Annotated in this window: 13 protein-coding genes; 4 read left to right on the top strand and 9 right to left on the bottom strand. The window is 64.6% G+C overall.

The window, feature by feature from the left end:
* Positions 1-140: 140 nt before the first annotated feature.
* The 5 genes from HDG32_RS12530 to HDG32_RS12510 form a co-directional block, all read right to left on the bottom strand.
* On the bottom strand, positions 141-1139 hold the full coding sequence (locus HDG32_RS12530) for a Tim44 domain-containing protein (protein ID WP_184067109.1): 999 nt from the start codon (positions 1137-1139) through the stop codon (positions 141-143).
* Between the two features lie 37 nt (positions 1140-1176).
* A complete protein-coding gene (gene ubiE, locus HDG32_RS12525; protein WP_090802995.1) occupies positions 1177-1908 on the bottom strand; it encodes a bifunctional demethylmenaquinone methyltransferase/2-methoxy-6-polyprenyl-1,4-benzoquinol methylase UbiE in 732 nt (243 codons plus the stop codon).
* Positions 1909-1974: 66 nt separating this feature from the next.
* Positions 1975-2388 carry a gamma-butyrobetaine hydroxylase-like domain-containing protein gene (locus HDG32_RS12520; protein ID WP_018419393.1) on the bottom strand — a complete coding sequence of 138 codons (414 nt, stop codon included), beginning with the start codon at positions 2386-2388 and terminating at the stop codon, positions 1975-1977.
* A gap of 97 nt (positions 2389-2485) precedes the next feature.
* The gene (locus tag HDG32_RS12515) at positions 2486-2914 is read right to left on the bottom strand and encodes an HIT family protein (RefSeq protein ID WP_013088371.1); all 429 of its coding nucleotides are present in this window, start codon (positions 2912-2914) and stop codon (positions 2486-2488) included.
* A gap of 33 nt (positions 2915-2947) precedes the next feature.
* A complete protein-coding gene (locus HDG32_RS12510; protein ID WP_184067106.1) occupies positions 2948-7054 on the bottom strand; it encodes an FAD/FMN-binding oxidoreductase in 4107 nt (1368 codons plus the stop codon).
* Positions 7055-7556: 502 nt separating this feature from the next.
* Here HDG32_RS12510 and ilvA point away from each other — a divergent pair.
* The 3 genes from ilvA to queF are packed head-to-tail and all read left to right on the top strand — an operon-like array spanning position 7557 to position 10869.
* Positions 7557-9122 carry a threonine ammonia-lyase, biosynthetic gene (gene ilvA / locus HDG32_RS12505; protein WP_409340028.1) on the top strand — a complete coding sequence of 522 codons (1566 nt, stop codon included), beginning with the start codon at positions 7557-7559 and terminating at the stop codon, positions 9120-9122.
* Between the two features lie 23 nt (positions 9123-9145).
* Entirely contained in the window at positions 9146-10048 is a 903-nt protein-coding gene (locus HDG32_RS12500) for a 5'-nucleotidase (RefSeq protein ID WP_184067104.1), read from the top strand.
* Positions 10045-10869 (top strand): NADPH-dependent 7-cyano-7-deazaguanine reductase QueF, encoded by an 825-nt coding sequence (gene queF / locus HDG32_RS12495; RefSeq protein ID WP_184053835.1) that lies wholly within the window; start codon positions 10045-10047, stop codon positions 10867-10869. The genes HDG32_RS12500 and queF overlap by 4 nt, the downstream gene beginning before the upstream one ends.
* A 93-nt stretch (positions 10870-10962) precedes the next feature.
* On the opposite strand, the gene HDG32_RS12490 is transcribed toward queF, so the two are convergent.
* From HDG32_RS12490 to HDG32_RS12480, 3 genes are all read right to left on the bottom strand, one after another.
* Complete coding sequence (locus HDG32_RS12490) at positions 10963-11349, bottom strand: RidA family protein (protein WP_008923846.1); 387 nt, start codon at positions 11347-11349, stop codon at positions 10963-10965.
* 71 nt (positions 11350-11420) lie between these two features.
* Positions 11421-12902: an amidohydrolase family protein gene (locus HDG32_RS12485; protein ID WP_184067101.1), complete on the bottom strand. Its 1482-nt coding sequence runs from the start codon at positions 12900-12902 to the stop codon at positions 11421-11423.
* A gap of 3 nt (positions 12903-12905) precedes the next feature.
* Positions 12906-13796 (bottom strand): MurR/RpiR family transcriptional regulator, encoded by an 891-nt coding sequence (locus HDG32_RS12480; RefSeq protein WP_090802984.1) that lies wholly within the window; start codon positions 13794-13796, stop codon positions 12906-12908.
* A gap of 155 nt (positions 13797-13951) precedes the next feature.
* Between HDG32_RS12480 and HDG32_RS12475 the strand changes: the two genes are divergently transcribed.
* Entirely contained in the window at positions 13952-15229 is a 1278-nt protein-coding gene (locus HDG32_RS12475) for an amino acid deaminase (protein ID WP_184067098.1), read from the top strand.
* Between the two features lie 104 nt (positions 15230-15333).
* On the opposite strand, the gene HDG32_RS12470 is transcribed toward HDG32_RS12475, so the two are convergent.
* A complete protein-coding gene (locus HDG32_RS12470) occupies positions 15334-15834 on the bottom strand; it encodes a MarR family winged helix-turn-helix transcriptional regulator (protein ID WP_184067095.1) in 501 nt (166 codons plus the stop codon).
* Positions 15835-15837: the final 3 nt, after the last annotated feature.

Here is a 15837-nt window from a genome sequence, read left to right as displayed (position 1 = left end):
TGCTTGCGCGGGCTCCCATTGTAACGTCCGTTCGCTTCGCGGCCTGCTATGCCGAACGGCCTAAGCCATGCGCGAGGTCAGGAATCGCGATGCCGTGGCCGGCTCTTTTCGAGGCAAACGCGACTCGATGCTTCGGCATGTCAGTGTTGCTCGACCTGCTGGATGCCGGCAAGCAGCCAGCCTTCGCCAGTGCGGTTCGCCTTCGTCAGATTCCAGACTTCGACGAACGGCTCGGCCGCCGCGCCCGGCTCCTCGCGGATCAAACCGGAGAAGCGCACGCTCGCGAAGGATTCGTTCGCGCGCTCCTCGACGCCGAGCAGCTCGGCGTTCAACTGCACGACGTCGGTCTGGCTCGGCTGCGTGCCGCGCGACGCGAGATCGACGCGCACTTCGGCGAACATTTCCGGCGTCGTGAATTCGCGGATGTCCTCGACGTTGCCGACGTCCCACGCGGCCTGCAGGCGCACGAAGTACACCTTTGCGTTACGCAGAAACGCTTCCGAATCGAAGCCGGGCGGCACCGACGGCGTCGCGCCGAGCGATGGCGTGGTCAACGGGTTGCCCTGCGGTTCGAGATACGAGCCGGTGGGCGGCGCCGTGTAACGCGGCTCCTGAATATAGTCGGTGCCTTTCGTGTTCAGCGACGGCGCCGTGCCCGCGTAGGCAGGCTGCGCCGCATTGCGCTTACGGCCGGTGAAGCGGCGGATGAGCCAGATCACCACAATCGCGATCAACGCGATCACGATCACGTTCGCGAGCATGCCGGCGAACGCCTCGCCGAGCCCGAAATGCGACAGCAATGCGGCGATGCCGAGACCGGCCGCGAGACCGGCGATCGGCCCGAGCCAGCGATTGCGGTTCGGCGCGGCGGGCGGCGTGGGCTTAGTCGCAGGCGCCGCCTGCGCGCTCTGCTGCGTGGCCTGATTGTTCTGCGCCGGCTGGGACGGCGGCGGCGTCTGGCGCTGCTGCAGACTGTTCGATTGACGGCCGAAGCTGCGGCCTCCGCCCAGGCGGCGTGCTTCGGCGTCGAGAGAGGCAAGCGTGCCGGCCATCAGCAGACCGACCATCGCGATCAGTCCGATTCTTCTCGCCAGCGCCCCCTTAACCTTACGAGTAGATAACAAATTCGAATCGGACATTTCGCACTTTCCTTTAAAAATCGATGGGTTAGGGACTCTAGTATTTGGTCCCCACATGCAAAGCTACCACGCCAGCTGACAAATTGTAATATTTGACGCCGTCGAGACCAGCTTGTTCCATCATAGTTTTCAAAGTTTCCTGGTCCGGATGCATGCGGATCGATTCCGCCAGGTACTGGTAGCTTTCCGCGTCCTTGGCGAAGCGCTCGCCGAGCCACGGTAACACCTTGAACGAATACAGATCGTAGACCTTCTTCAGCGGATCCCATACCTTCGAGAACTCGAGCACGAGCAGCCGCCCGGCCGGTTTCAGCACACGACGCATCTCGGCAAGCGCGATGTCCTTATGTGTCATGTTGCGCAAGCCGAACGCGACCGTCACGACGTCGAAGTAGTTGTCCGGAAACGGGATTTTCTCGGCATCGCACAGCAGCGCCGGCGTGATGATGCCCTTGTCGAGCAGCCGGTCGCGGCCCACGCGTAACATCGATTCATTGATGTCGGTATGCCAGACCTCGCCCGTTTCGCCCGCCTGTTTCGCGAATGCTTTCGACAGGTCGCCCGTGCCGCCCGCAATGTCGAGCACCTTGTAGCCCGGCCGCACGTTCGCCTGGGCGATCGTGAACACCTTCCACGCCCGGTGCAATCCGCCCGACATCAGGTCGTTCATCAGGTCGTAGTTGGCGGCCACCGAGTGGAACACCCCCGCCACCTTCTGCGCCTTGTCCTGTTCGTCGACCGATTGAAAGCCGAAGTGGGTTTTGCTCATCGCGCTCGTCCTTTCGCGTGTTCTTGAATGTTGCGCCGCTCGAGCGGCGTTCGGGGGCGAATCGTATCAGTGACAGTGCCCGTGCGCAGCCGCGGCGGGCACCATCGGCGTGTCGCGGTCGATGCCGGCCGCTGCCAGTTTGGCGAGATACGCGCGCCAGAGTTCATCCTGACGCACGGCCATGTCATACAGCAGGTCCCACGAGTAGATACCGGTGGCGTGTCCATCGGAGAAGGTCGGCTGCAGCGCGTAATTGCCGACGCCTTCGATCATCGTGATCGTCACGTCGCGCTTGCCGGTCTGCAGGGTTTCCTGACCGGGCCCGTGGCCCATCACTTCCGCCGACGGCGAATACACGCGCAGCAGTTCGAACGGTAGCCGATACGCTTCGCCGTTCGCGTACTGCAGTTCGAGCACGCGCGACTTCGAATGCAAGATCACGCCTGTCGGCACCGGCGTCTCGGGAGTCAATCCGCTCATGTTGGCCTCATCAGATAACGGCGGGTGATAACGTCGGATCGGCCGCCTCGCACGCCGACGGCAGTCCGGCGATGCGCGGCGACGGGTTCAGCGACGCTCAGCCCAGCGCCTGTTCAATTTCCTGCCGCACGGCTTCGCGCAGCAGCGTGGCGTGCGCGCGGCGCGACGACAACATCGCTTCGGACACCGTGCGCTGGCGCGGCGCCCAGATCGGCAGGGGGAAATGCGCGTCGTTCGAGAAACGCGGAATCACGTGCCAGTGCACGTGCGGCACCTGGTTGCCGAGGCTCGCGAGATTGACCTTCGCGGGCTGCATCACGCGCCGCTGCGCACGCTCGACCGCGTACACGGCCTTCATCACGTGATCGCGCTCGTCGGCAGAAAGATCCGAAAACTCGGCGACGTGAGCGTTCCAGATGACCCGGCAAAAGCCCGGGTAGTCGTGTTCGTCGGCGAGGACGACTCGCAGCGCGTCGTCCTGCCACAGCACATCGCCGCCGTCTTCACGGCAAAAAACGCAGTCCATCGTCGTCCTCGGCAAAAATCGTTGGTCGTGCCATTAAACCAGCACGCGCTCGATTCCGCCATTGTTCGCCCGTTGAACGTAGTCCGCCATCCAGTTTTCGCCGAGCACGTGACGTGCCATCTCGACCACGATGTAGTCCGCCTCGGTACCCGCGTCTTCGTTGTAGCGCGACAGCCCTTGCAGGCACGACGGGCAGCTCGTGAGGATCTTGACGTCGGTCGAACCCGCGTTTCCGTGATTGGGCTGCGGACCGTCGCCGGCCTTCAGCACCGAACCGTTCGGCGCGCCCGCGGCGCCGGCCGATGCATTGGCCGGATTGATCGCATTCGCGCCCGCTTCGGCGACGAGAGGAATGCCGCGCAGCTTCGCCGCGCCCTTGCGGATTTCTTCTTCCTTGCGGAAGCGCACCTGGGTCGAGATGTCGGGACGCGTGACCGCGAGCGTGCCCGATTCGCCGCAGCAGCGGTCGTTCTTCTCGATCTTGTAGCCGTCCTGCTCCGAACCCATCAGCTGATTGACGAGCTTGACCGGGTCCATCGTCTTGATCGGCGAATGGCACGGGTCGTGGTACATGTAGCGCACGCCGTTCACGCCATCGAGCTTGATGCCTTTTTCCAGCAGATACTCGTGGATGTCGATGATCCGGCAGCCCGGGAAGATCTTTTCGAATTCGTAACCGGCGAGCTGGTCGTAGCACGTGCCGCACGACACCACCACCGTCTTGATGTCGAGGTAGTTCAGCGTATTGGCGACGCGGTGGAACAGCACGCGGTTGTCGGTGACGATCTGCTCGGCTTTGTCGTACTGGCCCGAGCCGCGCTGCGGATAGCCACAGCACAGATAACCCGGCGGCAGCACGGTCTGCACGCCCGCCTCCCACAGCATTGCCTGGGTCGCGAGACCAACCTGCGAGAACAGCCGCTCGGAGCCGCAGCCCGGGAAGTAGAACACCGCTTCGGTGTCGGCGGTGGTCGTCTTCGGATTGCGGATGATCGGGACGATCTTGTTGTCCTCGATATCGAGCAAGGCGCGCGCGGTCTTCTTCGGCAGGTTGCCCGGCATCTTCTTGTTCATGAAGTGGATCACCTGCTGCGTGATCACCGGCTTGCCCACCGTGGCGGGCGGATGCGCGGTCTGCTTCTTCGCGAACTTCTTCAGCAGTTCGTTGCCGAGACGCTGCGCCTTGTAGCCGACGCCCATCATCGCGGTGCGCGCGAGGTTGATGGTCTGCGGATTCGTCGCGTTCAGGAAGAACATGCCCGCGGCGTTGCCCGGGTTGAACTTCTTCTTGCCCATCTTGCGCAACAGGTTGCGCATGTTCATCGTCACGTCGCCGAAATCGATCTTCACCGGGCACGGTGTCACGCACTTGTGGCAGACGGTGCAGTGATCGGCGACGTCGTTGAATTCGTCCCAGTGCTTGATCGACACACCGCGGCGCGTCTGCTCTTCGTACAGGAACGCCTCGACCAGCAAGGAGGTAGCAAGAATCTTGTTGCGCGGGCTGTACAGCAGGTTCGCGCGCGGCACGTGCGTCGCGCAGACGGGCTTGCACTTGCCGCAGCGCAGGCAGTCCTTGATCGACTCGGAAATCGCGCCGATATCGGACTGCTGCATGATCAGCGATTCGTAGCCCATCAGGCCGAAGCTCGGCGTGTACGCGTTGCGCAGGTCCGCGCCTTCGAGCAGCTTGCCCGCGTTGAAGCGGCCATGCGGATCGACGCGCTGCTTGTACTTGCGGAATTCGCCGATCTCGTCGTCGGTCAGGAATTCGAGCTTCGTGATGCCGATGCCGTGCTCGCCGGAGATCACACCGTCGAGCGAACGCGCGAGCTTCATGATGCGCGCGACCGCCGTGTGCGCGTCCTGCAGCATCTCGTAGTTATCGGAGTTGACCGGCAGGTTCGTGTGGACGTTGCCGTCGCCCGCGTGCATGTGCAGCGCGACGAACACGCGCCCGCGCAGCACCTGCTTGTGGATCGCCTGGGCTTCGTCGAGGATCGGCTTGAACTCGCCGCCGTTGAAAATCTGCCGCAATTCGGCGCGGATTTCCTGCTTCCACGACACACGAATCGTGCGGTCCTGCGCGAGATGGAATACGTTTGCGTCGGGTTGCGCGTCGACGCGGTCGGCGAACTTTTCGGCGAGCGACTCGTAGCCGAGGCCGACCAGGTAGTGCTGCGCCTCGCGCAGCGACAGGTCGAGCTTGCCGCGCACGAATTCCCAGCGCGTGCGCACACGCGCGAGTAGATCGAGCGCCTGCTGCACGCGGTCTTCGAGCAGCTCGGCGCTCGGGATTTCGTTCGCGTCGTCGCTCTTGCCGAGCGGCAGCTTGCCGCCCTGGAAGAACGCTTCGAGCGCGTCGACCAGTTGCAGCTTGTTCTTCAGCGACAGCTCGATGTTGATGCGTTCGATGCCGTCCGTGTATTCGCCCATGCGGTCGAGCGGAATCACGACGTCTTCGTTGATCTTGAACGCGTTGGTGTGCTTTGCGATCGCGGCCGTACGGCTGCGGTCGAGCCAGAAGCGCTTGCGGGCCTCGGCGCTGACGGCGACGAAACCTTCGCCGCTCTTGCCGTTGGCCATGCGCACGACTTCCGAGGTGGCCTGCGCGACCGCGTCCGCGTCGTTACCGACGATATCGCCGATCAGCACCATCTTCGGAAACGCGTTGCGTTTGCTCTTGGTCGCATAGCCGACCGCGCGCAGATAGCGCTCGTCAAGATGCTCGAGACCCGCGAGAATCGCGCCGCCCTGGCGCGAGGTCTCGAACAGGTAGTCCTTGATTTCGACGATGCTCGGAATCGCCTCGCGCGCCTGGCCGAAGAACTCGAGACAGACGGTGCGCGTATGCGCAGGCATCTTGTGCAGCACCCAGCGCGCGGACGTGATGAGGCCGTCGCAGCCCTCCTTCTGCACGCCCGGCAGACCGGCGAGGAATTTGTCGGTGACGTCCTTGCCGAGGCCTTCCTTGCGGAACACGCGGCCCTTGATGTCCAGCGCTTCGGTGCGCAGCAGCTTCTCGCCCGGCGCGTAGTTGCCGTCGAACCATTTGAGCTCGAAACGCGCGACTTCGATGTCGTGGATCTTGCCCATGTTGTGCTCGAGACGCGTGACTTCGAGCCAGTTCCCTTCCGGGTCGACCATGCGCCACCACGCGAGGTTGTCGAGCGCCGTGCCCCACAGCACCGCCTTCTTGCCACCCGCGTTCATCGCGACGTTGCCGCCGACGCAGGACGCGTCGAGCGAGGTCGGGTCGACCGCGAACACGAAGCCGGCCTGCTCGGCCGCTTCGGTCACGCGGCGCGTGACGACGCCCGCGCCCGAGAAAATCGTCGCGACCTTGCGATCGACACCCGGCAGCTGGGTCATTTCGACCGGGCCGAGCTGTTCGAGCTTTTCGGTGTTGATGACGGCCGAGAACGGCGTGAGCGGCACCGCGCCGCCCGTGTAGCCGGTGCCGCCGCCGCGCGGAATCACCGTCAGGCCGAGTTCGAAGCAGGCCTTGATCATGCCGGCGATTTCGGCCTCGGAGTCCGGCGTCAGCACGACGAACGGGTATTCGACGCGCCAGTCGGTCGCGTCGGTCACGTGCGAGACGCGCGACAGGCCGTCGAACTTGATGTTGTCTTTCTGCGTGACCTTGCCGAGCACGCGCGTAGAACGGCGGCGCAGGTCGTAGGTCTGCTGGAATTCGCTGGCGAACTCGTCGATCGCGCGGCGCGCGGCCTGCACCAGCTTTTCGACGCGCGCGGCGCGCTCGATGCCGGCTTCGTCGCCGTGTTCGCGCAGATCGGCGCGGCGGCGTTTCTCGATTTCGGCGAGACGGTGATTGAGCGCCTCGATCAACAGCGCGCGGCGCTTCGGGTTGTCGAGCAGGTCGTCCTGCAGATACGGATTGCGACGCACGACCCAGATATCGCCGAGCACTTCGTACAGCATGCGCGCCGAGCGGCCGGTACGGCGTTCAGCGCGCAGTTCGGCGAGCGCGTCCCAGGCGTCGTTGCCGAGCAGGCGGATGACGATTTCGCGGTCGGAGAACGACGTGTAGTTGTAGGGAATTTCGCGCAGACGCGCTTCGGGATCGGCGGCCACCGCGCCGGCGGCGCCGTGCGGATCGAAAACTTGAGGTGCGTTCATGGTTGGACGACTCGGTAGGTCAGCCTGGCGCACTCGTCACGAGGCGTCGGCGGACAATGCGCGTGGGGCGCAATGCTTGAAATCTTCTAGGGCTTCAAGGGGAGCGAGCACGACCGGCGGCCAACTCACGGCGGTCGCTTCGCGGCACTCAGAGACAGCTACACGATCACGCGTGGCGGACATGCCGTTCCGCCGCGGGGAAGGATTCGCGCGGGACGGGCATTAAATGGGCGATCCGAGGCTGCCAGTGCATCTTCCGATCCTTATTCCAAAACGAAATTCTACCGCATCATTCCGCCACGCGTTGACGGTGGGAATCGGGCGGCGGCGGGGGTTCGGAGGTTTTGGCGATGGATCCGGCGGCGTTTTCGCATACCGTCCATTGACCGGCCGGACGGTTGGGCGAGCTTCGATCGCGCGATTCCGATACGGCCCGGTTAAGTGCACGGCACCCGTCCGCGGAGCGCGCCGAACGGCCAGAGCGGGCACCGTTGGCGCTATCATTGACGTCTTCCCGTTTTACACAGCGCACCGCGCCACCCGCATGGCCTCCCACGACTACCTGAAAAAAACCCTGACCGCGCGCGTCTACGACGTGGCGCGCGAGACCGAACTCGAACGCGCCCCGAACCTGTCGGCGCGGCTGTGCAACCCGGTCTATCTGAAGCGCGAGGACAACCAGCCGGTGTTCTCGTTCAAGCTGCGCGGCGCATACAACAAGATGGCGCATATTCCGGCCGAGGCGCTCAGTCGCGGCGTGATCACCGCGTCGGCGGGCAATCATGCGCAGGGCGTGGCGTTATCGGCGGCGCGCATGGGCGTGAAGGCGATCATCGTCGTGCCGGTGACGACGCCGCAGCTCAAGGTCGACGCGATCCGCACGCATGGCGGGCCGACCGTCGAGATCGTGCAGTTCGGTGAGTCGTATAGCGACGCCTATGGTCACGCGGTCAAGCTACAGGAAGAGCGCGGCCTGACTTTCGTGCATCCGTTCGACGATCCGTACGTGATCGCCGGCCAGGGCACCGTCGCGATGGAAATCCTCAGCCAGCACCAGGGGCCGATTCACGCGATCTTCGTGCCGATCGGCGGCGGCGGTCTTGCGGCCGGTGTCGCCGCATACGTGAAATCGGTGCGCCCCGAGATCAAGGTGATCGGCGTGCAGACCGATGATTCATGCGCGATGGCCGCGTCGTTGCAGGCGGGCGAGCGCGTGACGCTGAACGAAGTGGGCCTGTTCTCCGACGGCACCGCGGTGAAGCTCGTCGGCGAAGAGACCTTCCGTCTGTGCCGCGAATATCTCGACGAAGTGCTGCTCGTGAACACCGATGCGCTGTGCGCCGCGATCAAGGACGTGTTCCAGGATACGCGCAGCGTGCTCGAACCGGCGGGCTCGCTCGCGGTGGCCGGCGCCAAGCAGTATGCCGAACGGGAAGGCATCGAGAACCAGACGCTGATCGCGATCACGTCGGGCGCGAACATGAACTTCGACCGCATGCGCTTCGTCGCCGAACGCGCGGAAGTAGGCGAAGCGCGCGAAGCGGTCTTCGCGGTGACGATCCCCGAAGAGCGCGGCAGCTTCAGGCGCTTCTGCGAACTGCTCGGCACGCGCAGCGTCACCGAGTTCAACTACCGGATCGCCGACGCGAACTCGGCGCATATTTTCGTCGGCGTGCAGATCCGCAATCGCAGCGAATCGGCGCAGATCGCCGGCGCCTTCGAAGCGCACGGCTTCGCCACCGTCGACCTGACCTTCGACGAACTGTCGAAGCAGCACATCCGCTACATGGTCGGCGGCCGCTCGCCGCTCGCGCGCGACGAACGACTGTTTCGCTTCGAGTTTCCGGAACGTCCGGGCGCGCTGATGAAATTCCTGTCGTCGATGGCGCCGAACTGGAACATCAGCCTGTTCCACTACCGCAACCAGGGCGCGGACTACAGCTCGATTCTGGTCGGCATTCAGGTGCCTGGGAGCGACCACGCGGCGTTCGAGCGCTTCATCGAAACGCTCGGCTATCCGTGCTGGGAAGAGACGAAAAATCCGGTCTATCGTCTCTTCCTCGCCTGATCTCTTCGAACCGGAACGCAACGATGGCGCTTTCGCTCGTCGACAAACTGGTGGTCGCAATCTCGTCGCGCGCACTGTTCGACTTCGAGGAAGAGAACCGTGTCTACGAGGCCGGCGACCTGAAGGCTTACGAAGCGTTGCAGCGCGAGCGTCTGAACGTGCCCGCGAAACCGGGCGTGGCGTTTCCGCTGATCCGCAAGCTGCTTGCGCTGAACGCCGGCGATCATCGCGTCGAAGTGGTGATCCTGTCGCGCAGCGATCCGATCAGCGGTCTGCGCGCGTTTCATTCCTGCCGCGAACACGGGCTCGCGATCGAGCGCGGCGTGTTCACGCGCGGCCGCGCGCCGTTCGGTTATCTGAAGCCGCTGAACGCTTCGCTGTTTTTGTCGGCGAATCAGCACGACGTGCGCGATGCGCTCGCCGCTGGCTTCCCAGCCGCACGCGTGTTGCCGGAATCGGCGAAAATGGCGAGCAAATACCCGGACGAAATCCGCATTGCGTTCGACGGCGACGCGGTCTTGTTTTCCGACGAAGCGGAACGCATCTTCCAGCAAGACGGCCTGCGCGCGTTCGTCGGTCACGAGATCGACAACAAGCATCTGCCGCTCGCGGACGGTCCGCTCAAGCCGCTGCTCGAAGCACTCCACCGGCTGCAAAAACTCGCGGACGCGGCCGCGCCGATGCGCATTCGCACGGCGCTGGTGACGGCGCGCTCGGCTCCCGCGCATGAGCGCGCGATCCGCACCCTGATGGCATGGAACATCGAAATCGACGAAGCGATGTTCCTCGGCGGCCTCGACAAAAGCGCATTTCTGCGCGAGTTCGAGCCCGACTTTTTCTTCGACGACCAGATCGGCCACTGCGAATCGGCCCGCGTCGTAACCGCGACCGGGCACGTGCTGAGTGGCATCGTGAACGCATCATGACCCCCGAACAATCCCCGCTCGGCAAGTCCTCGACTTACACCGAACAATACGATCCGACGCTGCTATTTCCGATTGCGCGCAGCCATGCGCGCGAGGCGATCGGCATTACCGCGCGACTGCCGTTTTTCGGCACCGACATCTGGAACGCCTACGAGCTGTCGTGGCTGAACGCGCGCGGCAAGCCGCAGATCGCCGTCGCGACGTTCTTCGTGCCGGCCGACTCGCCGAACATCGTCGAGTCGAAATCGTTCAAGCTGTATCTGGGCTCGTTCGCGCAGACCGCGTTCGACTCGGCCGAGAGCGTGCGCGACACGATCAGGCGCGACGTGTCCGCGTCGTGCGGCGCGACCGTGTCGGTACATCTGAGCACACCGCACGAATTCGGCAAGCTGAAAATGGAAGAATTCGCCGGTCTGTCGCTCGACCGGCTCGAACTCGAGGCGAGCGTCTATCAGCCGGACGCGTCACTTTTGAGCGCGGCGCGCGACGAAGCGCCGGTCGAGGAAACGCTGTTCTCGAACCTGCTGAAGTCGAACTGCCCGGTGACCGGTCAGCCGGACTGGGGCAGCGTGCAGATCCACTACGCCGGCCCGCAGATCGATCACGCGGGCCTCTTGCGATACATCATCTCGTACCGCAATCACACGGGGTTTCATGAGCAATGCGTCGAGCGAATCTTCGTCGACATCATGAAGATGTGCAAACCGCTGAAGCTCGCCGTGTATGCGCGCTACACGCGCCGCGGCGGGCTCGACATCAACCCATTCCGCACCAACTACAACCTGCCGATGCCGGACAACATGCGGCTCGCGCGGCAGTAACTCCAACGCAAAAAAGCAGCGGTAAACGCGACGAGGGCGCCGCAGGCCATCACGACCTGCGGCGCCCTCGTCACATGAAAGCCATCAAAGCGATCAGGCCGCCGGCTTCTTATAAGCGACGCAATCCACCTCGACCTTGCAGTCGATCACCATCGACGACACCACGCACGCGCGCGCCGGCGGATTCTCGCCAAAATACTCGCGAAACACCTTGTTGAACGACGCGAAGTCGCGCGGATCGTCGAGCCACACGCCGCAACGCACGACGTGCTCGGCGCCATAGCCCGCTTCCTTCAGGATCGCGAACACGTTCTGGATCGCCTTGTGCGATTGCTCGACGATGCCGCCGTTGATCACTTCGCCGTTTTCCATCGGCGTCTGGCCCGATACGAACAGCCAGCCGTCCGCCTCGACCGCGCGCGCGAACGGCATCACCTGACCGCCCGTTCCCTTTCCGCCTTCCACGCCATATCGCTTCATCGTCACACTCCTTAAAAAGTCGGGCACGCGCGGCGCCCTCGCCGCGCGTGCCGCCATCAATCGATAAAAAATCAGAACGCGCCCTGCGCATCGCCCTTCGACGGCGCGCCGCGCGTGACGAACCGGCCAGCCCGCTCGCCCGTCACCGCGCCATCGCGATACGACAGCACGCCGTTGACCCACACCGCGTCGATGCCGGCAGCGGGCTGCTGGGGCTTGTCGAACGTCGCCACGTCATGCACTTTCGCCGGATCGAACAGCACGAGGTCGGCGTGATAGCCGATATGCACTTCGCCGCGTTGCGCGAGTCCGAAGCGGCGCGCGGACAGGCTCGTCATCTTGCGCACCGCTTCCTCGAGCGGCAGCAAAGCGGTATCGCGCGCATAGTGACCGAGCACGCGCGGAAACGCGCCCCACAGCCGCGGATGCGGCAGCGGATCGTTCGGCAGGCCGTCGGAACCGACCATCGTCGCAGGATGCGACAGGATGCGCCGCACGTCGTCTTCGGACATGTTGTGATAGACCGCGCCGGCCGGCTGCAGGCGCTTGCCCGCCTCCTGCTGCGAGACGCCCCATTCGGCCGCGACTTCCTTGATCAGCTTGCCCGCCATTTCCGGATGCGGCTCGGACCACGTGATCGTGATGTCGATGTCGCCTGTCACCTGCTTCAGATCGAGCGTCGACGAGCTGCGGTTGTACGGATAGCAGTCGCAACCGACCGGCTGCCCGCCGCGCGCGCCTTCGAGCGACTTCAGCACCTCGACGCTGCGCCCCCAGTTCAACGGCCCCGCGCACTTCAGATGCGAGATCACGACCGGCACACGCGCATGACGACCGACGCGGTAGGCCTCGTCCATCGCGTCGAGAATCGCGTCGAACTCGGTGCGCATATGGGTCGTGTACAGCGCGCCCGCGGCCGCGAGCGGCTCGGCGAGCGCCATCACTTCCTCGGTCGGCGCGGCGAACGCCGAACCGTATGCGAGCCCCGAGCTGAGACCGAGCGCGCCGTGCGCGAGCGCTTCTTCGAGCTGCGCGCACATGCGCTCGATTTCCTCGGCAGTCGCCGCGCGATCGAGCCGGTCCATCTGGTTATTGCGCAACGCCGTGTGGCCGATCAGCGCGCCGACGTTCACCGCCGGCCGCGCCGCGTTCACCGCGTTCACATAGTCGGCGAAGGTCGGGTACTGGAACGCGTCGCGCTCGCCGAGCAGGTTCATCGGATCGGGCGGATCGCCCTTCAGCGATACCGGCGACGCGCTGATTCCGCAATTGCCGACGATCACCGTCGTCACGCCCTGGGTGATCTTGGGCAGCATCTGCGGCGAGCGGATCACATGCGTGTCGTCGTGCGTGTGTACGTCGATAAAGCCCGGCGCGAGCGCGCGCCCCTCGGCCTCGATCACCTCTTCGGCGAGCCAGTTCGACAGATTGCCGATCGCGGCGATGCGCCCGTCGCGGATCGCCACGTCGCGCTCGACGGGCGGCGCGCCCGTGCCGTCGTACAGTTGCGCGCCGACGATCAGCGTGTCGGCCGCTTCGGGATGCGAATGCATGGATCAATCTCCTAACGGTTGTCGATCGCCGCCGCCGCGGTGCGCGTCGAGCGCGTGCTTCATGCGGCGCAGCAATTCGCGGCTTTCGTCGCCCTGACTGACGGCAAGTTCGGTGACGAGCACATCGAGCGCCATCATCATCGCGTAACGGGACGACGACGGCTTGTAAATGAAATCGGTTTCGAACGCGACGATCGGGATCAGCCAGTTGGCGAGCTTCGCCAGCGGCGACGCGGGCGCCGTCAGCGCGACCACCGTCGCACCGTAGCTGCGCGCGATCTTGCAGTTCTCGACCATCTCGGGCACGCGCCCCGTGGTGGACAGCGCGATCACGACGCACTCGCGCGACACCGTGCTCGCCACCATGCGCTGCAACAACCCGTCCTGATAGGTCGCGACCGGGCGGCCGAGGCGCACGAGCCTGAAACGCATTTCGTCAGCGAGCGCGGTCGAGCCGCCGCCCATGCCGAACACGTAGATCATGCGCGCATCGCGCAGCGCGGCCGCCGCTTCGGCGAGCGGCGCCTGGCGCAGCAGTTGATGATTGTGCGCGAGCGCCGTTTGCAGCTCGTCGAAGACGCGCGTGGCGATCGGCTCGGGTGCGTCGCTTGCGGTGTCGCGCTCGAGAAACCGCTGACCGACCGCGGCCGCCTGCGCGAGCCGCAGCTTGAGTTCGCGCACGTCGCGGCAGCCGACCGCCTTCGCGAAGCGCGTGACGGTCGCGATGCTGACCTCGGCCTGCTGTGCCAGCGCGCCGATGCTCGCGCGCGACGCGCCGGTCAGATCGTCGAGGATCAGCGCGGCGACCTTGCGTTCGGCCGAGCGCAACTCCGGCGCGCACTCGGCAATGCGCGCGACGATGTCGAAAGCGAGCGGTTCGGCGCTACGGTTCATGGCAGGCGGTGGGGTTCGCGGCACGGCTTTCGCGGCCCTTTCCGGCGGCCTTCGAAACCCATGGTACTAAATAACATTCGTTCAGACATCGTACTTTCGATAACATGGTAAAGTCAAATCTGACTCAATTTACCCGGACGATGGAGCACGGAGACATGAAAGTTACAAACTATCATGGCGCGACGATTGATCCTTATAGCAAGGGCTTGGGCATGGTTCCGGGCACGAGCATCCAGCTGACGGACGCCGCGCGCCTCGAGTGGAACCTGCTCGCCGAGGACGTCAGCCTGCCGGCCGCCGTGCTGTACGCCGATCGCGTCGAGCACAACCTGAAGTGGATGCAGGCGTTCGTTGCCGAATACGGCGTCAAGCTCGCGCCTCACGGTAAGACCACGATGGCGCCGCAACTGTTTCGCCGTCAGCTCGAAACCGGTGCGTGGGGCATCACGCTCGCCACCGCTCATCAGGTGCGCGCGGCGTACCACGGCGGCGTCTCGCGCATCCTGATGGCGAATCAGCTGGTCGGCCGTCACAACATGATGATGATCGCCGAATTGCTCAGCGATCCGGATTTCGAATTCTTCTGCCTCGTCGATTCGGCTGAAGGCGTCGAGCAACTCGGCGAATTCTTCACCTCGGTGAAGAAGCCGCTGCAGGTGCTGCTCGAACTCGGCGTGCCGGGTGGACGCACCGGCGTGCGCGACGAAGCGCAGCGCAACGCGGTGCTCGACGCGATCGCACGCTATCCGGACGTGCTGAAGCTCGCGGGGGTCGAACTGTACGAAGGCGTGCTGAAGGAAGAACCCGAAGTGCGCGCGTTCCTGCAAGGCGCGGTTGCGGTCACTCGCGAACTTGTCGAGCAGGGGCGTTTCGCGCGCTCGCCGGCGGTGCTATCGGGCGCGGGATCGGCGTGGTACGACGTGGTCGCCGAAGAGTTCGCGCAGGCGACGCAATCCGGCAAGGTCGAGGTCGTGCTGCGTCCCGGCTGCTATCTGACGCATGACGTCGGCATCTATCGCAAGGCGCAGACCGACATTTTCAAGCGCAATCCTGTCGCGAAGAAAATGGGCGAAGGGTTGCTGCCGGCGCTGCAATTGTGGGCGTACGTGCAGTCCATTCCCGAGCCGGATCGCGCGATCATCGGCCTCGGCAAACGCGACTCCGCGTTCGACGCAGGCATGCCGGAGCCGGCGCGCCACTATCGCCCGGGCCAGCAAGCGCCGCGCGACATCGCCGCGAGCGAGGGCTGGGAAATCTTCGGTCTGATGGATCAGCACGCGTATCTGCGGATTCCCGCCGGCGCCGATCTGAAAGTGGGCGACATGATCGCGTTCGACATCTCGCATCCGTGCCTGACGTTCGACAAGTGGAAGCAGGTGCTGGTCGTCGATCCGCAGTATCGCGTGAAGGAAGTGATCGAGACGTTCTTCTGATCGGACCACGCCGCGCTGACTCAAGCGCGATCTGTTCCGCTAAAGAAAAAGGCTGTGCGCCCCTGGGCTCACAGCCTTTTTTATCGCCACGCGCGGACTAAAAATCACATGCGCTGCGCCGCCTCGTCGCCAGCGGTCTCCTGCGGCGCGGCGGCCACGGTCGCGGCGCCGGCGTTGGCCGTCACCTCGCCGATGCGCGTCTCCAACATTTTCAGCGCGCTCGACAACGCCGCGAGCGCCTCATCCGGCAACCCGGCCATCGTGTCGTGCAAGAACGCGTTGCGACGCGGCAGGCTCGCTTCGGTCGCGGCGTGGCCCGCTTCGGTCAGACGCACGTTGGTCACGCGGTTATCGCGCGTATCCATGCTGCGCGCGATCCAGCCCAACCCTTCGAGCGCCTTCAGCTGTCGCGTGAGCGCGCCAGGATCGACGCGCAACCGCTCGACGAGCCGCTTCTGCGACGACTCGCCGGCCTGCTCGCGCAGCGCGAGCAGAATGCGCCAGCGTGGCAACGGATGCCCCACCTGGGCCTCGAATGCCGACATGAACGCCCGATACGTGCGACCAAATTGCTGCATGACGGCGACGCGGTCCTGTTCTTCCATAAT

The organism is Paraburkholderia sp. CI2 (assembly GCF_014201055.1).
In the GTDB taxonomy this organism is placed as follows: domain Bacteria; phylum Pseudomonadota; class Gammaproteobacteria; order Burkholderiales; family Burkholderiaceae; genus Paraburkholderia; species Paraburkholderia tuberum.
The sequence above is the reverse complement of the archived record's forward strand: the minus strand, read 5'-3'. Positions and strand labels throughout refer to the sequence as shown.